The sequence below is a fragment of the Hydrogenophaga pseudoflava genome, assembly GCF_031020795.1.
Lineage (GTDB): Bacteria > Pseudomonadota > Gammaproteobacteria > Burkholderiales > Burkholderiaceae_C > Hydrogenophaga > Hydrogenophaga pseudoflava_A.
The window spans coordinates 277,555-293,658 of record NZ_JAVHJP010000003.1 but is presented as its reverse complement, the minus strand read 5'-3'; the positions used below and the strand labels follow the sequence as shown (position 1 = coordinate 293,658).

Below are 16,104 nucleotides of genomic sequence, written 5' to 3'. Positions count from 1 at the left end.
TCCTCCGTCCATGACCTCGAACGAACAGAAAAAACAGAACCAGCGCCTGGGTCTGATCCTGGCCTCGGTGGCGCTGGTGTTCTTCCTGGGCTTCGTCGGCAAGATCGTGTTGCTGGGCGGCTGAGCCGTTCCGGGAGAGCAAGCGATGGGTCTGAAGCAAGAGAACCTGAAGATGGTGGGCAAGCTCGGCGTGATCACGCTGGGCATGTTCGCTTTCGGGTATGCGCTGGTGCCGCTGTACAAGGCCATCTGTGAAGCCACGGGCATCAATGTCCTTGCGCTGACAGAGCGGACGGTGCCTGGTGCCCAGCCCAAGGTGCTCAACACCCAGGTCGACAGGTCGCGCACCATCACAGTCGAATTCGATGTCAACGCACGCGGTCCCTGGCATTTCAAGCCGGCGGTCCGGACGCTGCAGGTGCATCCGGGCGAACTGACCACTGTGCTCTACGAGTTCCAGAACATCCAGAACCGCACCATGGCGGCACAGGCGATCCCCAGTTACGCACCCACGCAGGCGGCCTCCCATTTCAACAAGCTCGAGTGCTTCTGTTTCACACAGTACACGCTCGCGCCCGGTGAAAAGAAGGAGTGGCCGGTGGCCTTCGTGATCGATCCGAAGCTGCCCAAGGACGTCACCACCATCACGCTGTCCTACACCTTCTTCGAGGTGGGCGGCAAGGTGCCGGCGGCGCCGCAAGGCATGGTCGGCCGTGCGCCGGCCCCCGTGGTGGTCACCGCTCTGGGGGCTGTGTGAACACGCCACCGGTCCATGAGCGCAAGGGGTCGATCCTGGGCACCGTCAAGGCGGTGCTGTGGGGCTTCCTCGGTGTCCGTCGCCAGGCCGACTACCAGCGCGACATCGCCCGCCTCAACCCGATCCATCTGGTGGTGGTGGGCGTGCTGATGGCCCTGGTATTCGTGGGCATCCTGATCCTGATCGTCAACTGGGTGGCTGGCTGATCCAGGCGCCCAATCCAACCGTTTTATTCATTCATACCAGCGAAAGCACTGAGGAGTGAGCATGTCAGCAGCAACCCACGGCACGACGCCCTACTACTTCGTCCCCGGACCATCCCGGCACCCGGTGATGGCGGCCATCGGCCTGTTCTTCGTGATCCTCGGTGCGGGTCAATGGATCAATGGCGCTGGCTGGGGCATGTACTCGCTCGCCTTCGGCCTGGCCTTCTGGCTGGTGGTGCTGTTCCAGTGGTTCCGTGACGCTGTGACCGAGAGCGAAGGCGGTCTGTACGGTCGCAAGATCGACCTCTCCTACCGCTGGAGCATGAGCTGGTTCATCTTCTCGGAAGTGATGTTCTTCGGGGCCTTCTTCACCGCGCTGTGGTGGGCACGCACCCACTCGGTCCCGGCCCTGGGCAACATCGAGAACGCGCTGATCTGGCCCGACTTCACGTCGGTCTGGCCCAGCCGTCAGGTCGGCGCGACCGCTTCGCCGGCCGGCATCGTCGAGCCCTTCCAGACCATGGGTCCGTTCTGGCTGCCCACGATCAATACCGCGCTGCTGCTGACCTCGGGCGTGACGCTGACCATCGCCCACCACGCCCTGCAGGCTGGCAACCGCGGCAAGACCATCGCCTTCATGTGGATGACGGTGATCCTGGGCCTGGTGTTCCTGTTCGTGCAAGGCTACGAATACGCCCACGCCTACGCCGACCTGAACCTCAAGCTGTCGTCTGGCGTCTTCGGTTCAACCTTCTTCATGCTCACCGGCTTCCACGGCTTCCACGTGTTTGTCGGCATGTTGATGCTGCTGTTCATCACCCTGCGCCTGCAGAAGGGTCATTTCACCGCCCAGAAGCACTTCGGTTTTGAGGGGGCGGCCTGGTACTGGCACTTCGTGGACGTGGTCTGGCTGGGTCTCTACATCCTCGTCTACTGGATGTGATGGTCCCCGGGCGGCCACGCAGCCCACCCAAAAAAACGGCGCCAAAGGGCGCCGTTTTTTTACCTCATGCGGTGCGTTGTCAGCCCCGAAGCGGCAGGCCGGTGGGTTCGATCCACCCCATGAAGTAGCTCAGCAACACCACCACGAACAGCAGAATGGACAAGCCGACGCGAAAGGCCAGTGCCTTGGCCATGGGATTCTTGCGGCCGGCCTTGGCGTCTTCCTCCCCGGCGCTTCCGCCGCGCATCATGAACACCAGCGCCGCCGCCAGGCTGCCGAGGATGGCGACAAACGCCACAATCACAAGATAGGTCATGCGCGGATTATCCGCCGCTGCCAGCTTTATCACCGCCTTCCATGTCGCCCCGCACCCGCTTCTGGACCGTGACCATTGCCGCCGCCGGCACGGTCGCGCTCACTGCATCGCTGGGCATCTGGCAGCTCTCTCGCGCCGGGCAAAAGCAGGCGCTGGAGACCGGCATCGCCGAACGGGGGGGCATGGCCGCGCTGGACGCGGCCGCCATGGTCTCTGCCAATGGCGCCTGGGAGCCGCTGCTGCACCGCATGGTGCGGCTCCGGGGCCAATGGGTGCCGCAAGCCAGTGTCTTTCTGGACAACCGGCCCATGGCCGGCCGCAGCGGTTTCATCCTGGTCACTCCGCTGCGGCTCTCGAACAATGGGCCCGCGCTGCTGGTGCAGCGGGGCTGGGTGCCCCGCAACTTCCAGGACCGGGTGCAGGTGCCGGACGTCGCCACGCCTGCGGGGGAAGTGGAGGTGGCCGGACGCCTGGCCCCACCGCCGAGCCGGCTGTTCGAGCTGGGTGCGGCGGAGCAGGGGCGCATCCGGCAGAATCTCGACATCGAATCGCTGGCCAGGGACACCGGGCTGGATCTGCTGCCGGTTTCGGTGCTGCAGACCGGTGCCTCGCCCGAAGGCCTGCTCCGGGAGTGGCCACGGTTCGAGTCCGCTGCTCACAAGCACCACGCATACGCCGCCCAGTGGTTCGCCATGAGCGCGGTCACCGCCGGGCTGTACGCCTGGTTCCAACTGATTTCTCCCCGTCGCCGACGCACGCTTCATGGCCAAGACCACCGATGAACCCCTGACCCTGACGGTGCACAGCCTGCCCAGGGCCGACGCACCGGACACCAGTGCCGCCACCCGGGCCGGTCGCTGGAAGATGCTGCTGCTCCTGCTGGTGTGCGCCTCGCCGGTGATCGCGTCCTATTTCACCTACTACGTGATCCGGCCGGAGGGCCGTCGCAACTACGGCGAACTGATCGACCCGCAACGGCCGCTGCCTGATCTTGTGGGCACCGATGCCAGTGGCCGGTCCGTGCCGCTGACCCAGCTGAAGAACCAGTGGCTGCTCATCAGTGTCGCCGACTCGGCCTGCAACGAGGCCTGCCAGAAGCACCTCTACCTGCAGCGGCAGCTGCGCGAGACCCTGGGCAAGGACAAGGACCGGCTGGACTGGGTGTGGCTGCGCACGGGCAGTGCCGAACTGTCCCAACCCCTGAAACAGGCGACGTCGCATGCGACCGTGTTGCACGTGGATGCGCCCGCGCTGGCGACTTGGCTGCAGCCCGCGGAGGGCCACCAGCTGGAGGACCACCTGTATGTGGTCGATCCCATCGGCAACTGGATGATGCGCTTTCCGGCGCAGGCCGATCCGAAGCAGGTCAAGCGCGACCTCGACCGCCTGCTGAGGGCGTCGGCATTCTGGGACAAGGCCGGGCGCTGACATGGTTGAGCTGTACGACCTTTCGCCCGCCTTGCGGCTGATGCTCCTGGGCGCGGTGATCGCGCTCGGGCCGCTGGCCTGGGTGTGGCTGCGCCACCGCCGCGCCAGCGGCGCGCAGCGGCTGCGCGCACTGACCCTGCTGACCCTGTTCCTGACCTTTGACCTCGTGCTGTTCGGTGCCTTCACGCGCCTGACCGACTCCGGCCTGGGCTGCCCCGACTGGCCGGGCTGCTACGGCAGCGCCAGTCCGGTGGGGGCGCACGCCTCCATCTCGGCGGCGCAACAGGCCATGCCGACCGGGCCGGTCACCCACAGCAAGGCCTGGATCGAGATGATCCACCGCTACCTGGCCACCGCGGTGGGCGTGCTCATCCTGGTGCTGGCGGTGACCAGCTGGATCGAGCGCCGACGTCTGAGCGTGTCCCCCGGCTGGGCGTGGCTGACCCTGTTCTGGGTCTGTCTGCAGGGGGCGTTCGGCGCGCTCACCGTGACCATGAAGCTGTTCCCAGCCATCGTCACCCTGCATCTGCTCGGGGGCCTGGTGCTGCTGGCCTTGCTCAGAGCCCAGTCGGTGGCCTACGACCTGGGTGTGCAGGGGCACGCGCCACTCATGCTGGGCCGGCCGGTCCGCCGCGCGCTGCTGCTGGTGTACGGGCTGTTGTGGCTGCAGATCGCCCTGGGCGGCTGGGTCAGCACCAACTACGCGGTGCTGGCCTGCGACACCTTCCCGACCTGCCAGGGTGGCTGGTGGCCGCCGATGAACCTGAGCGAAGGCTTCACGGTCTGGCGGGAACTGGGCATGAACGCCGATGGCCAGCCCATCACCTTCGCCGCGCTCACCGGCATCCACTACGTGCACCGCCTGTGCGCCTACCTCGTGCTGGCGGCCCTGGTTGGGCTGGCCTGGCCACTCTGGTCCCTGCCAGGCGCGCGCGCGTCGGCGCGCTGGCTGCTCGCGCTGGCCGGCCTGCAGCTGGCGACCGGTCTGAGCAATGTGGTGCTGGACTGGCCGCTGCTGTCCGCCGTCGGTCACACGGGTGGCGCAGCCGCGCTGGTGATCGTGATGACCGGACTGCTGGCCGCCACCCGCGCCGCCCCTTCTTCCGCGAGCGCGCCCACGCTCACCGTTCCCCGCACCTCCCCATGAGCACCGCGCCCACCTCCCTGGCCCCGACCCTGCCTTCGGTCTGGCGCCAATACCATGCGCTGACCAAACCGCGCGTCATCCAGCTGATCGTCTTCTGCGCCCTCATCGGCATGGTGCTGGCCGTGCCCGGCCTGCCCAGCTGGGCCCAGGTGCAGACGGCGGCGCTCGCCTGCCTGGGCATCTGGCTGGTGGCCGGTGCGGCCGCCGCGTTCAACTGCGTGGTCGAGCAACAGATCGATGCCAAGATGCGCCGCACCGCCTGGCGGCCCACCGCCAAGGGCGAACTGGGCAATGTGCAGACGCTGAGCTTCTCGGCCGCGTTGTGCGCGCTGGGTTCGGCCATCCTGTATTTCTGGGTCAACCCCCTGACCATGTGGCTGACCTTCGCCACCTTCGTGGGCTACGCGGTGATCTACACCGTGATCCTCAAGCCCCTGACGCCGCAGAACATCGTGATCGGTGGGGCATCGGGCGCGATGCCGCCGGTGCTGGGCTGGGCCGCGATGACGGGGGTGGTCGCACCCGAAGCGCTGATCCTGTTCCTGATCATCTTTCTCTGGACGCCGCCACACTTCTGGGCACTGGCGCTCTACCGGGTGGAGGACTACCGCAAGTCGGGGCTGCCCATGCTGCCGGTGACCCATGGTTCGGAATTCACGCGGCTGCAGATCCTGCTCTACACCTTCGTTCTTTTCGCCGCCTGCCTCATGCCTTTCATCATGCGCATGAGCGGCTGGTTCTATCTCGCCGTAGCGGTGGCGCTGAGCATCGGCTTCTGCGGCCATGCCTGGGCGCTGTGGCGCAACTATTCGGACGCCTTGGCCCGCAAGACCTTCCGCTTCTCGCTCTGGCACCTGTCGCTGCTCTTCGCCGCGATGCTGATCGACCATTACCTGTGAGCATCCCCGCCATGAAACTCCGGCTTCTGATTTCCTTGGCCTTTTGCAGTACGCTGCTGGCCGCCTGCTCCGACAAGCCCGCGGACGGCAGCGCCGGCGGGTTCTCCGGCATCGACATCACGGGGGCGGACTACGCCACCGGGTTCTCGCTCACCGACCACAACGGCCAGCCACGCACGCTGGCGGACTTCAAGGGCAAGGTGGTCGTGGTGTTCTTCGGCTACACCCAGTGCCCGGACGTGTGCCCCACCTCCATGAGCGAGATGGCGCAGGCCAAGCAACTGCTGGGGGCGGACGGCGAGAAGCTTCAGGGGCTGTTCGTCAGCGTCGACCCCGAACGGGACACGCCGGCGGTCATGAAGGAGTACATGGCCAGCTTCGACCCCACGTTCCTGGCTCTGTACGCCGCACCCGGCCAGTTGCCCGAGGTGGCCAAGAGCTTCCGCATCTACTACAAGAAGGTCGAGGGCAAGACGCCCACCAGCTACACCATGGACCACTCGGCGGGCAGCTACGTCTACGACACCCAGGGCCGGCTGCGCCTGTACCACCGCTACGGCAGCGGTGCGCAGGCACTGGCGGACGACATCAAGAAACTGCTAGGGAACTGACGCCGCAGGCGGCGCGGGGGGTCAAATCTTGTCTTTGGCGCTGGTGAACGAGTCGGCAAAGAAGGCTTCCTCGGGCAGACTGGCGGCCAGGTAGTCGCGTTTGGCCGACTCCACCACGATCGGTGCGCCGCAGGCATAGACCTCGTGGCCGGAGAGGTCGGGCGTGTCTTCCAGCACCGCCCGGTGCACGAAGCCGGTGCGGCCGGTCCAGGCGTCCTCGGGCTGGGCGTCGGAGATCACCGGCACGTAGCGCAGGTTCGGCATGGCGGCCAGTTGTTCCTCGATCCAGGCCGACTGGTACAGGTCGGCCGGGCGGCGGCCGCCCCAGTAGAGCGTGGCCGGCCGCATGATGCCTTTGTGGCGCATGTGTTCGATGATCGCCTTGATCGGCGCGAAACCAGTGCCGGAGGCCAGCAGCACCATCGGCTTGTCGCTGTCCTCGCGCAGGAAGAAGCCGCCGTAGGGGCCTTCCACGCGCAGGATGTCCTTCTCCTTCATGGCGCCGAACACGTGGTCCGTGAACTTGCCGCCGGGCATGTGGCGGATGTGCAGCTCGACCTGCGGGCCGGCCGCCTGGGTGTGCGGCGCGTTGGCCATCGAGTAGCTGCGGCGGTCGCCGTCGCGCAGCAGGAACTCTACGTACTGGCCAGCGTGGTACTGGAAGGTGTCGGCCGCCGGCAGCTGCAGCCTCATCACGATCACGTCGTGCGAAGCGCGCTCCAGGCTGATCACGCGCACCGGCATCTTCTTGATCGGGAAGGCGCCGGCCTCGGTGACCTGGCGCGACTCGAGCACCACGTCACTCTGGGCCACGCCGCAGCAGGTGAGGATGTAGCCGGCGGCTTCTTCATCCGCGCTCAGGGCCTTCGCCTGGTGCGCGCCGTGGGTCACGCTGCCGCTGACCAGCTTGCACTTGCAGGAGCCGCAGGCGCCGTCCTTGCAGCCGTAGGGCAGGCCGATGCCCTGGCGGATGCCGGCCGCAAGAATGGCTTCGCCGGTCTCGGCGCTGAACTGGCGGCCGCTGGGCTGGACGGTGATGCTGAAGGTCATGGTGAACAGGCTACAGTGATTGGGATGAACGGATGCTGAACCGCGGGCGCCCCCGCAGGCAACCCGCCATTTTCCCAAATTCGAACCCATGACGTTTCTTGGTGCCCTTCCTGCCCGATTCCGCCGCGAACGGGTGCTCATCATCGGTTGCGGCGACGTGGGCCAGCGGGCCGCACAGGTGCTCGGCGCCGGCCGGCGCGTGCGCCTGCTGGCGCTGACCTCGACCCCCGCGAACGCCGCGGCGCTTCGTGCCCAGGGCATCACCCCCTTGGTGGGCAACCTGGACCGTCCCGCCGACCTGCAGCGGCTGGCCGGTCTGGCCACGCGCGTGCTGCACCTCGCGCCACCCCCGTCCGAAGGGCATGCCGACTGGCAGGCCGACCCACGCACCCGCTCCCTGGTGCGGGCACTGGCCCGCCGCTCACCGCCCGCCTCCCTGGTCTACGGCTCCACCACCGGCGTCTATGGCGACTGCGAGGGCCGCTGGGTCGACGAAACGGCACCCACGCGGCCGCTGACCCCACGCGCCTGGCGCCGGGTCGACGCGGAGGCCTCGGTGCACTGGCTGGCGCGCGCCCTGGGTGTGCGCAGCAGCGTGCTGCGCATCCCGGGCATCTATGCGCCCGACCGGCCGGGCGGCACGCCGCAGGAGCGTCTGCGTCGCGGCACGCCGGTGCTCAGGCCCGAGGACGACGTCTACACCAACCACATCCACGCCGACGACCTGGCGCGGGCCTGCACGCTGGCCCTCTGGCGCGGTCGCACCCGGCGCAACATCAACGTGGTGGACGACACCGAGCTCCGGATGGGCGACTACTTCGACTTCGCAGCCGATCTCTACGGCCTGCCCCGGCCGCCGCGCATCGCGCGCAACACCGCGGGTGACCAGCTGCCGCTGGTGCTGCTGAGCTTCATGAGCGAGTCCCGCCGGCTGCGCAACCAGCGCATGAAGCACGAGCTGGGCCTGCGGCTGCGCTATCCGACGGTGGCGCAGGGCCTGCGAGGCTGAGAGGCTGCTGCGCTGTCAGCGCGGCCCCATGGTCCAGAGCAGCCAGAGGGTGTAGACCGCATACACGCCCAACAGACCGCCGGCTTCCATGCGGTTGATGCGCCCGGGGCCGCGGCGACCCCGCCCCATCAGGAACAGCAGGACCGTCAGCCCGGCCATCACCGGAAGGTCGCGCGTGAGCGCGGCCGACTCCACGTCCATGGGCGCGATGGTGCCGGCCAGGCCCACCACCGCCAGCGTGTTGAACAGACCCGAGCCCAGCACGTTGCCCAGGGCGATGTCGTCTTCGCCCTTGCGGGCGGCGGCCACGCACGACGCCAGTTCGGGCAGAGAGGTGCCGATGGCCACCACGGTCAGGCCGATCACCAGGTCGCTGATGCCCAGGTCCTGGGCGATCTCCACCGCGCCCCAGACCAGCAGGCGCGAGCTGGCCACCAGCACCAACAGGCCCAGGACCAGCCACAGCAGCGCGCGCGGCAAGGGCAGGGCGCCGGCCTTCAGTTCGGTGGCGGTCTCCTGTGCCAGTGCGTCGTCGCCGTGGGTCCGGGCTTCGCGGATGGACCAGGCCATCAGCGCCACGAACGCCCCCAGCAGCACCAGTGCGTTGCCGCGCGAGAGGGTCATGTCCCAGGCCAGCAGGGCGGACAGCGCCGCCACCGCCATCAGCAGGGGCAGCTCCTTGCGCAGCACCACTGATCGCACCTGAATGGGCGCGATCAGGGCGGTCACGCCCAGGATCAGGCCCATGTTGACGATGTTGGAGCCCCAGGCGTTGCCCAGTGCCAGCGCCGGGTTGCCCTGCGTGGCCGCAATGGCCGAGACCACCAGTTCCGGTGCCGAGGTACCGAAACCCACGATGACCATGCCCACCAGCAGGGGCGGCACCGCGAAGTGCTGAGCCGCGGCGGAGGCGCCCTCGACGAAGCGGTCGGCGCTCCAGATCAGCAAGAGCAGTCCGGCGATCACGGCGGCAACGGGCAGCAGCATGGGTGTTGTGTGGGTGTTGGACAATGCCCATTGTCTCAGCGCCACCCTGACACCCACGCTTCCCATGTCGCACGACCTGAACCAACGGCCTTCGCACCAGCGCGACTTCTGGGGTTCGCCCTGGCGCGCGCGTCTGGGGCTGACCGCGCTGGCCGTGGCGTTCATGCTGCTGATGCTCTGGCTGTGGCGACCGTGGCTGCTGATGCCGGGCACCCAGCCGCTGGTGATGGCCGAGGGCGACCCCTACCTGCGGGCGCTGATGCGCACCATCTCGGCCAGCGAGTCCAATGTCATGCGTCCCTACAACGTGCTGTACGGCGGCGATTACGTGGGTTCCCTGGAGCGGCATCCCAACCGCTGCGAATCGATCGGCCAGGGTCCGAACCGGGGCAACTGCTCCACCGCGGCGGGCCGCTACCAGTTGCTCTACAGCACCTGGCTGGAGTTGGCCGCGCGCCACCACCCGGAACGCACCGAGGATGCGCTGGACGCCACCGGCCTGAGCTTTGCACCCGTGTACCAGGATGTCGTCGTGCATGCCTGGCTGCAGGAAGGGCGCTGGGGCAACCTCTCGGCCCAGCTGCGACAGGGCCGCATTCAGCCCGTGCTGCGCCGGCTATCGGGTACCTGGACCAGCCTGGGCTATGGCATCGAGAACAACAGCATGTCCCGCGAGTTGCCACGGGTGTACCGGCAGATGCTGGAGGACGAGCTGGCCAGGGCCGACAGTCCCACGGACGACACCAAAACAAAGGGCCGCGCAACCAGTGCTGCGCGGCCCTGAAAGCTGGTGCCCGGGGTCGGACTCGAACCGACACACCATCTCTGGCGGGGGATTTTGAATCCCCTGCGTCTACCGATTTCGCCACCCGGGCGGGTGTCATGGAGAGCCCGAAATTATGGCACAGTGGGGTGCATGAACTACCCGACCATTGAAGACGCCATCGGCCGCACGCCGCTGGTCGCGCTGCAGCGCATCGGCTCGGAGATGCTCCGCGCACGGGGCAACGTGATCTTGGGCAAGCTCGAAGGCAACAACCCGGCCGGCTCGGTGAAGGACCGGCCCGCGCTGTCGATGATCAAGCGCGCGGAGGAGCGCGGCGACATCCGGCCCGGTGACACCCTGATCGAGGCGACCTCGGGCAACACCGGCATTGCGCTGGCCATGGCCGCGGCCATCAAGGGTTACCGCATGGTGCTGATCATGCCGGAGGACCTGTCCATCGAGCGCGCGCAGACCATGAAGGCCTTCGGTGCCGAACTCATCCTCACGCCCAAGAGCGGCGGCATGGAATACGCACGCGACCTGGCCGACAAGATGGAGAAGGAGGGCAAGGGCCGCGTGCTCGATCAGTTCGCCAACGCCGACAACCCGCGCATCCACTACGAGACCACCGGCCCCGAACTGTGGGAGCAGACCGGCGGCCGCATCACGCACTTCGTCAGCGCCATGGGCACCACCGGCACCATCACCGGCGTCTCGCGCTTCCTGAAGGAAAAGAACCCGGCCGTCCGCATCATCGGGGCACAGCCCAGCGAAGGCTCGCGCATTCCGGGCATCCGCAAGTGGCCGCAGGAATACCTGCCCAAGATCTACGACCCGTCGGGGGTGGACGAGCTGGTCCTGGTGGGGCAGTCGGACGCCGAAGAGATGTGCCGGCGCCTGGCGCGCGAGGAGGGCATCTTTGCCGGCATTTCGGCCGCAGGTGCCTGCTGGGTGGCGCAGCAGATCGCGGCGCAGGTCGAGAACGCCACCATCGCCTTCGTCGTCTGCGACCGCGGCGACCGCTACCTGTCGACTGGCGTCTTTCCGGCCTGAGGCCCTGGCCCGACATGACCGCCGAGTACCGGTTCTGCCCCTGTTGTGCCGCGCCGCTGGCGCTGACCGCGGCGCAGGAGGACGGCGGGCTCAAGCAGCGCCTGCGCTGCACGGCCTGTGACTTCACGCACTGGAACAACCCGACGCCTGTGCTGGCCGCCATCGTGCAGGTGGGCGACAAGGTGCTGCTGGCCCGCAACGCCGCCTGGCAGAACCGCATGTTTGCGCTGATCACCGGCTTCATGGAGGCGGGCGAGACGCCGGAGCAGGGCATACGCCGAGAGATCGCCGAAGAAACGGGGTTGACCGTGACGGCCCTGAAGCTGATCGGCGTGCACGATTTCCAGCGCATGAACCAGGTGCTCATCACCTACCACGCGCGCGCCGAGGGGCAGATCGTGCTGTCCCCGGAGCTGGCCGAGTACAAGCTGCTCGCGCCGGAACAGGTCCGCTGCTGGCCGGCCGGCACGGGCTTCGCCCTGGCCGACTGGCTGCGTTCGATCGGCGTCGAGCCGCAGTTCATGGAGGCTCCGGCGGCGTGACTTTTTATTGTACAAATTGATACATTTTTTGATTTTCGTCACCCTTCCTGTTTAAAATTTCCGCTCCCGAGGACCCCTTCATGAACGCCACCAAAGAACTCGACGCCCGCGGTCTGAACTGTCCGCTTCCCATCCTGAAGGCCAAGAAAGCCTTGGCGGACATGACCAGTGGCCAGACGCTCAAGGTGATCGCCACCGACGCCGGGTCGGTCCGTGACTTCCAGGCCTTTGCCAAGCAGACGGGCAACGAGCTGGTGGAGCAGCAGACGGAGGGGGCCGAGTTCATCACGGTGCTCAAACGCCGCTGACCTGGGTCCACCATGGTTGCGGCATGCCGCAATCCCCGGCCCGACGACCATGGAAGTCCTGCTCCTCGATCCCCTTGTTCCTGAAGCCCTGTCCTGGCTGCAGGAGCGCCACGCCGTGACGCTGGCCCCGGAGCTGGCCGACGACCCCATGGCGCTGCGCAAGCAGGTCTACAAGACCAAGGCACTCGTGTTGCCCTCGCATGTGGTGGTCTCGCGCGAGTTTCTCGACTTCGCCCCCCTGATGAAGGTGGTGGCACGCATGCAGATCTCCAGCGACAACACCGACCTGGAGGCCTGCGCGCAGCGCAACATCCGGGTGATCCAGGCGCGCAGCGCCACGGTGCGCTCGAACGCAGAATACCTGCTCTATGGCCTGCTGATGCTCTACCGGCGCGGCATGGTCAGCGCCCTGCTGGGACGCAAGCTGGCGCAGGTGCGCATGGGCAGGGAGCTCTACGGCAGCACCGTGGGTCTGCTCGGTCTGGCCCCGGTGGCCCACACCCTGGCGCCAATGCTCAAGGGACTCGGGGTGCGCCTGCTCGGCTACGACCCTGCGGTGCACCAGGCCGCGCCGATCTGGAAGAAGCTGGGTATCGAGTACATCCCGGTCAACGAGCTGCTGGCGCGAAGCGACGCCGTGTCGCTGCAGATGGTCTATGCCACCCGTTTCAAGGGCTGGATCAACGAGCGCCTGCTCAACCACTGCAAGCCCGGCCAGCTGTGGGTTGGGCTGAGCCGCAGCGCGCTGTTCGAACCGGAGGCGCTGGCGCTGGCATTGACAGACGGCCGCATCGACGCCTGCCTGCTCGACGGGGCGCACCCCCAGTTCGCCGGGCCCGGCACCCCACTGCACAACATTCCCAACCTGCACCTCACGCCCCGGCTGGGATCGCACACCCGCGAGGCCAAGCTCCGGGCCAGCTGGTACGTGGCGCACCGCATCCACGAAACCCTGGCGCCCGCGGTGATGCGGGGTCAGGCCAGCGACTTCTCCGTGCTCGACAGCCTCGACAGCTCGCAGGACCCGGAGTGGCCCCCGGTCGATTCGGGGTCCCAGTGGGGCGACATCTCCCGGGGCGAGGAGCGACCGGGCTGACCCCCGGCCGCGGGCGTGGTCAGAGCCGCGCCAGCTGCTCGCGCACCTTGGCCAGCGTGGCGCCGAAATCGGCCACGCGTTTCTTCTCCTGCTCGATCACGGCAGGCGGCGCCTTGGCCACAAAGGCCTCGTTCGAGAGCTTGCCGTGGGCCTTGGTGATCTCAGCCTCCAGCCGCGCGGCTTCCTTGGTCAGGCGCGCCTTCTCGGCGGCGACGTCGATCTCCATGAACAGGCACAGGCGGGCTTCGCCGACCACCGCGACCGGCGCGGCCTGCGCGGCGGCGGCCCAGCTGGCCTCGTCGTCGAACACCTTCACTTCCGCCAGCTTGGCCAGGCCCTGCAGGACGGCGGCGTTGGCGCGCATGAAGTCGGCATCCCCGACCACATACAGCGGCAGGCGCGTGGCGGGCGACACGTTGAGCTCCCCACGCAGCGTGCGGCAGGCGTCCACCAGCCCCTTGAGCCTGGCGACCTGGGCTTCGGCGGCTTCGTCGATGCGCTCCGGCTGGCTGACCGGGTAGGCGGCGATGCTCACCGACGCGCCGGCGCGGCCGGCCACCGGCGCGACTTTCTGCCACAGTTCTTCGGTGATGAACGGAATGATCGGGTGGGCCAGGCGCAGGATGGTCTCCAGCGTGCGGATCAGCGTCCGTCGCGTGGCGCGCTGCTGCGCCTCGTGGCCGGTGTTGATCTGCACTTTGGCGATTTCCAGATACCAATCGCAGAACTCGTTCCAGACGAAGTCGTAGATTGCGTTGGCCACGTTGTCCAGCCGGTATTCGGCAAAGCCCTGCGCCACGTCGGCCTCGACGCGCTGCAGGCGCGAGACGATCCAGCGGTCGGCCTGGCTGAACGTCAGGTAGCCGTGGGCCTGGCCGCCCACCGCGCAGTCGGCCTTGGTGTGCTCCATCAGGCCGCAGTCCTGGCCCTCGCAGTTCATCAACGTGAAGCGGGTGGCGTTCCAGAGCTTGTTGCAGAAGTTGCGGTAGCCCTCGCAGCGCTTGCTGTCGAAGTTGATGCTGCGGCCCAGCGAGGCCAGCGCCGCGAAGGTGAAGCGCAGCGCGTCGGCGCCGTAGGCCGGGATGCCCTCGGGGAATTCCTTTTCGGTCTGCTTGCGCACCTTGGGCGCGGTCTCGGGCTTGCGCAGGCCGGTGGTGCGCTTGACCAGCAGGGGCTCCAGCGCGATGCCGTCGATCAGGTCCACCGGGTCGAGCACATTGCCCTCGGACTTGCTCATCTTCTGGCCCTGCGCGTCGCGCACCAGGCCGTGGATGTAGACGTCCTTGAAGGGCACGCGGCCGGTGAAGTGCGTGGTCATCATGATCATCCGGGCGACCCAGAAGAAGATGATGTCGTAGCCCGTGACCAGCACGCTGCTGGGCAGGTAGAGGCTGTAGTCGTCGGTGGCGGCGTCGGTCTGGTTCGGCCAGCCCATGGTGCTGAACGGCACGAGGGCCGACGAGTACCAGGTGTCGAGCACGTCTTCATCGCGCTTGAGCACCTTGCCGGCGCCGGCCTGGGCCTGTGCCTCGGCCTCGTTGCGCGCCACGTAGACCTGACCCTGCTCGTCGTACCAGGCCGGGATCTGATGGCCCCACCAGAGTTGGCGCGAGATGCACCAGTCCTGGATGTTGTTCATCCACTGGTTGTAGGTGTTGACCCAGTTCTCGGGCACGAACTTGACCTGGCCCGAGGCCACGGCGTCGATGGCCTTTTGCGCGATGCTCTTGCCGGTGGTGTCGCCCTTGCCCACCTCGCTCATGCTGACGAACCACTGGTCCGTCAGCATCGGCTCGATCACCTGGCCGGTGCGTGCGCAGCGCGGCACCATCAGCTTGTGCTTCTTGACCTCGACCAGCAGGCCGGCGGCTTCGAGGTCGGCCACGACCTGCTTGCGCGCGACAAAGCGGTCCAGGCCGCGGTACTTCTCGGGCGCGTTGTCGTTGATGGTGGCGTTGAGGTGCAGCACGCCGATGATGGGCAGCTGGTGGCGCTGGCCGACCGCGTAGTCGTTGGCGTCGTGCGCCGGCGTGACCTTGACCACGCCGGTGCCGAATTCGCGGTCCACGTACTCGTCGGCGATCACCGGGATCTCGCGGTCGCACAGCGGCAGCTTCACGTACTGGCCGATCAGGGCGCTGTAGCGATCGTCTTCGGGGTGGACCATCACGGCGACGTCGCCCAGCAGGGTCTCGGGTCGGGTGGTTGCCACGGTCAGGTGGCCGCTGCCGTTGACCAGCGGGTAGGCGATGTGCCAGAGCGAACCGTCTTCCTCCTCGCTTTCCACTTCCAGGTCGGACACGGCCGACATCAGCACCGGGTCCCAGTTGACCAGGCGTTTGCCGCGGTAGATCAGGCCCTGCTGGTAGAGCTTGACGAAGGTCTCGGTCACCACGGTGGAGAGCTTCTCGTCCATGGTGAAGTACTCGCGGCTCCAGTCCACCGAATCACCCATGCGGCGCATCTGCGTGGTGATGGTGTTGCCCGACTGCTCCTTCCATTCCCAGACCTTGGCGACGAAGTTCTTGCGGCCCAGGTCGTGGCGGCTGATCTTCTGTTCCTGCAGCTGGCGCTCCACCACGATCTGGGTGGCGATGCCAGCGTGGTCGGTGCCCGGAATCCACGCGGTGTTGAAGCCGCTCATGCGGTGATAGCGCGTGAGCGAGTCCATGATGGTCTGGTTGAACGCGTGGCCCATGTGCAGCGTGCCCGTGACGTTGGGCGGCGGCAGCTGGATGGCGAAGTTCTTGCCCTGCGCGGCGGCGTCGGCGCTGGGGGCCGAGCTGCCGCGGAAGCCAGCCACGCCGTACCCGCGCTTTTCCCACTCGGGGCCCCAGTGGGCTTCAAGCGCGGCGGGCTCGAAAGACTTGGACAGGCTGTTCAGACCGGGTTGCTGCAGGGTGTCAAGAGCGTCGGACATGGGGGTGGGGCGCAGAAAGTGCAACGGCGCCCCGCAGGGCGCCGTCGGGTGGGTATACGGGAAGTC

Annotated in this window: 19 protein-coding genes and 1 tRNA gene; 15 read left to right on the top strand and 5 right to left on the bottom strand. The window is 67.4% G+C overall.

Translation table 11 applies throughout. From position 1 onward, the window contains the following. Positions 1–10 precede the first annotated feature (10 nt). The 4 genes from RCO38_RS11000 to RCO38_RS10985 all read left to right on the top strand — a co-directional run bounded on the left by RCO38_RS11000 (position 11) and on the right by RCO38_RS10985 (position 1,906). Positions 11–124, top strand: coding sequence for a cytochrome oxidase small assembly protein (locus RCO38_RS11000; RefSeq protein ID WP_218008599.1), 114 nt, complete (start codon positions 11–13; stop codon positions 122–124). A 21-nt stretch (positions 125–145) separates the two neighbouring features. Next, positions 146–757 (top strand): cytochrome c oxidase assembly protein, encoded by a 612-nt coding sequence (locus RCO38_RS10995; protein WP_308328356.1) that lies wholly within the window; start codon positions 146–148, stop codon positions 755–757. After that, entirely contained in the window at positions 754–963 is a 210-nt protein-coding gene (locus RCO38_RS10990) for a DUF2970 domain-containing protein (protein WP_308328355.1), read from the top strand. Before RCO38_RS10995 ends, RCO38_RS10990 begins: the two co-directional genes overlap by 4 nt. Positions 964–1,024: 61 nt before the next feature. Next, positions 1,025–1,906, top strand: a complete 882-nt coding sequence (locus RCO38_RS10985) for a cytochrome c oxidase subunit 3 (RefSeq protein WP_308328354.1) — start codon at positions 1,025–1,027, stop codon at positions 1,904–1,906. Between the two features lie 79 nt (positions 1,907–1,985). Here the strand turns inward: RCO38_RS10985 and RCO38_RS10980 are convergent, their stop codons facing one another. Next, positions 1,986–2,222: a twin transmembrane helix small protein gene (locus RCO38_RS10980; RefSeq protein ID WP_308328353.1), complete on the bottom strand. Its 237-nt coding sequence runs from the start codon at positions 2,220–2,222 to the stop codon at positions 1,986–1,988. Positions 2,223–2,263: 41 nt separating this feature from the next. Between RCO38_RS10980 and RCO38_RS10975 the strand changes: the two genes are divergently transcribed. Genes RCO38_RS10975 through RCO38_RS10955 form a run of 5 tightly spaced genes read left to right on the top strand, consistent with a single transcriptional unit; the run spans position 2,264 to position 6,307 of the window. Then, positions 2,264–3,004, top strand: coding sequence for an SURF1 family protein (locus tag RCO38_RS10975; RefSeq protein ID WP_308328352.1), 741 nt, complete (start codon positions 2,264–2,266; stop codon positions 3,002–3,004). Then, a complete protein-coding gene (locus RCO38_RS10970; RefSeq protein WP_308328351.1) occupies positions 2,985–3,650 on the top strand; it encodes an SCO family protein in 666 nt (221 codons plus the stop codon). Before RCO38_RS10975 ends, RCO38_RS10970 begins: the two co-directional genes overlap by 20 nt. Position 3,651: 1 nt before the next feature. Next, complete coding sequence (locus RCO38_RS10965) at positions 3,652–4,797, top strand: COX15/CtaA family protein (protein ID WP_308328350.1); 1,146 nt, start codon at positions 3,652–3,654, stop codon at positions 4,795–4,797. Then, complete coding sequence (cyoE, locus tag RCO38_RS10960) at positions 4,794–5,696, top strand: heme o synthase (protein ID WP_308328349.1); 903 nt, start codon at positions 4,794–4,796, stop codon at positions 5,694–5,696. The genes RCO38_RS10965 and cyoE overlap by 4 nt, the downstream gene beginning before the upstream one ends. A gap of 11 nt (positions 5,697–5,707) precedes the next feature. Next, positions 5,708–6,307, top strand: a complete 600-nt coding sequence (locus tag RCO38_RS10955; protein WP_308328348.1) for an SCO family protein — start codon at positions 5,708–5,710, stop codon at positions 6,305–6,307. Positions 6,308–6,328: 21 nt separating this feature from the next. On the opposite strand, the gene RCO38_RS10950 is transcribed toward RCO38_RS10955, so the two are convergent. Beyond that, positions 6,329–7,357 carry a CDP-6-deoxy-delta-3,4-glucoseen reductase gene (locus RCO38_RS10950; protein WP_308328347.1) on the bottom strand — a complete coding sequence of 343 codons (1,029 nt, stop codon included), beginning with the start codon at positions 7,355–7,357 and terminating at the stop codon, positions 6,329–6,331. An 88-nt stretch (positions 7,358–7,445) separates the two neighbouring features. Here RCO38_RS10950 and RCO38_RS10945 point away from each other — a divergent pair, with 88 nt between their 5' ends. After that, entirely contained in the window at positions 7,446–8,366 is a 921-nt protein-coding gene (locus RCO38_RS10945; RefSeq protein WP_308328346.1) for an SDR family oxidoreductase, read from the top strand. Between the two features lie 15 nt (positions 8,367–8,381). Here RCO38_RS10945 and RCO38_RS10940 read toward each other — a convergent pair whose 3' ends face one another. Further along, positions 8,382–9,353 (bottom strand): calcium/sodium antiporter, encoded by a 972-nt coding sequence (locus tag RCO38_RS10940; RefSeq protein ID WP_308328345.1) that lies wholly within the window; start codon positions 9,351–9,353, stop codon positions 8,382–8,384. A 64-nt stretch (positions 9,354–9,417) separates the two neighbouring features. Between RCO38_RS10940 and RCO38_RS10935 the strand changes: the two genes are divergently transcribed. After that, on the top strand, positions 9,418–10,137 hold the full coding sequence (locus RCO38_RS10935) for a glycoside hydrolase family 24 protein (protein ID WP_308328344.1): 720 nt from the start codon (positions 9,418–9,420) through the stop codon (positions 10,135–10,137). A gap of 4 nt (positions 10,138–10,141) precedes the next feature. On the opposite strand, the gene RCO38_RS10930 is transcribed toward RCO38_RS10935, so the two are convergent. Next, a tRNA-Leu gene (locus RCO38_RS10930) sits at positions 10,142–10,228 on the bottom strand. A 41-nt stretch (positions 10,229–10,269) separates the two neighbouring features. Here RCO38_RS10930 and cysM point away from each other — a divergent pair. From cysM to RCO38_RS10910, 4 genes are all read left to right on the top strand, one after another. Next, a complete protein-coding gene (cysM, locus tag RCO38_RS10925; protein ID WP_308328343.1) occupies positions 10,270–11,172 on the top strand; it encodes a cysteine synthase CysM in 903 nt (300 codons plus the stop codon). A 14-nt stretch (positions 11,173–11,186) separates the two neighbouring features. Continuing rightward, positions 11,187–11,714 (top strand): NUDIX domain-containing protein, encoded by a 528-nt coding sequence (locus RCO38_RS10920; protein WP_308328342.1) that lies wholly within the window; start codon positions 11,187–11,189, stop codon positions 11,712–11,714. 80 nt (positions 11,715–11,794) lie between these two features. After that, positions 11,795–12,022: a sulfurtransferase TusA family protein gene (locus tag RCO38_RS10915; protein ID WP_308328341.1), complete on the top strand. Its 228-nt coding sequence runs from the start codon at positions 11,795–11,797 to the stop codon at positions 12,020–12,022. A 49-nt stretch (positions 12,023–12,071) separates the two neighbouring features. Further along, positions 12,072–13,118 carry an NAD(P)-dependent oxidoreductase gene (locus RCO38_RS10910; protein ID WP_308328340.1) on the top strand — a complete coding sequence of 349 codons (1,047 nt, stop codon included), beginning with the start codon at positions 12,072–12,074 and terminating at the stop codon, positions 13,116–13,118. A gap of 19 nt (positions 13,119–13,137) precedes the next feature. On the opposite strand, the gene RCO38_RS10905 is transcribed toward RCO38_RS10910, so the two are convergent. Then, positions 13,138–16,038, bottom strand: coding sequence for a valine--tRNA ligase (locus tag RCO38_RS10905; protein ID WP_308328339.1), 2,901 nt, complete (start codon positions 16,036–16,038; stop codon positions 13,138–13,140). Between the last annotated feature and the right edge of the window lie 66 nt (positions 16,039–16,104).

Excerpts from the sequence above, each read along its gene's own strand:
- RCO38_RS10945 (WP_308328346.1), top strand. The coding sequence starts at position 7,446 with ATGACGTTTCTTGGTGCCCTTCCTGCCCGATTCCGCCGCGAACGGGTG.
- RCO38_RS10920 (WP_308328342.1), top strand. The coding sequence starts at position 11,187 with ATGACCGCCGAGTACCGGTTCTGCCCCTGTTGTGCCGCGCCGCTGGCG.
- RCO38_RS10985 (WP_308328354.1), top strand. The coding sequence starts at position 1,025 with ATGTCAGCAGCAACCCACGGCACGACGCCCTACTACTTCGTCCCCGGA.
- RCO38_RS10915 (WP_308328341.1), top strand. The coding sequence starts at position 11,795 with ATGAACGCCACCAAAGAACTCGACGCCCGCGGTCTGAACTGTCCGCTT.
- cysM (WP_308328343.1), top strand. The coding sequence starts at position 10,270 with ATGAACTACCCGACCATTGAAGACGCCATCGGCCGCACGCCGCTGGTC.
- RCO38_RS10975 (WP_308328352.1), top strand. The coding sequence starts at position 2,264 with ATGTCGCCCCGCACCCGCTTCTGGACCGTGACCATTGCCGCCGCCGGC.
- RCO38_RS11000 (WP_218008599.1), top strand. The coding sequence starts at position 11 with ATGACCTCGAACGAACAGAAAAAACAGAACCAGCGCCTGGGTCTGATC.
- RCO38_RS10905 (WP_308328339.1), bottom strand. The coding sequence starts at position 16,038 with ATGTCCGACGCTCTTGACACCCTGCAGCAACCCGGTCTGAACAGCCTG.
- RCO38_RS10970 (WP_308328351.1), top strand. The coding sequence starts at position 2,985 with ATGGCCAAGACCACCGATGAACCCCTGACCCTGACGGTGCACAGCCTG.
- cyoE (WP_308328349.1), top strand. The coding sequence starts at position 4,794 with ATGAGCACCGCGCCCACCTCCCTGGCCCCGACCCTGCCTTCGGTCTGG.
- RCO38_RS10980 (WP_308328353.1), bottom strand. The coding sequence starts at position 2,222 with ATGACCTATCTTGTGATTGTGGCGTTTGTCGCCATCCTCGGCAGCCTG.
- RCO38_RS10910 (WP_308328340.1), top strand. The coding sequence starts at position 12,072 with ATGGAAGTCCTGCTCCTCGATCCCCTTGTTCCTGAAGCCCTGTCCTGG.
- RCO38_RS10950 (WP_308328347.1), bottom strand. The coding sequence starts at position 7,357 with ATGACCTTCAGCATCACCGTCCAGCCCAGCGGCCGCCAGTTCAGCGCC.
- RCO38_RS10965 (WP_308328350.1), top strand. The coding sequence starts at position 3,652 with ATGGTTGAGCTGTACGACCTTTCGCCCGCCTTGCGGCTGATGCTCCTG.
- RCO38_RS10940 (WP_308328345.1), bottom strand. The coding sequence starts at position 9,353 with ATGCTGCTGCCCGTTGCCGCCGTGATCGCCGGACTGCTCTTGCTGATC.
- RCO38_RS10935 (WP_308328344.1), top strand. The coding sequence starts at position 9,418 with ATGTCGCACGACCTGAACCAACGGCCTTCGCACCAGCGCGACTTCTGG.
- RCO38_RS10955 (WP_308328348.1), top strand. The coding sequence starts at position 5,708 with ATGAAACTCCGGCTTCTGATTTCCTTGGCCTTTTGCAGTACGCTGCTG.
- RCO38_RS10995 (WP_308328356.1), top strand. The coding sequence starts at position 146 with ATGGGTCTGAAGCAAGAGAACCTGAAGATGGTGGGCAAGCTCGGCGTG.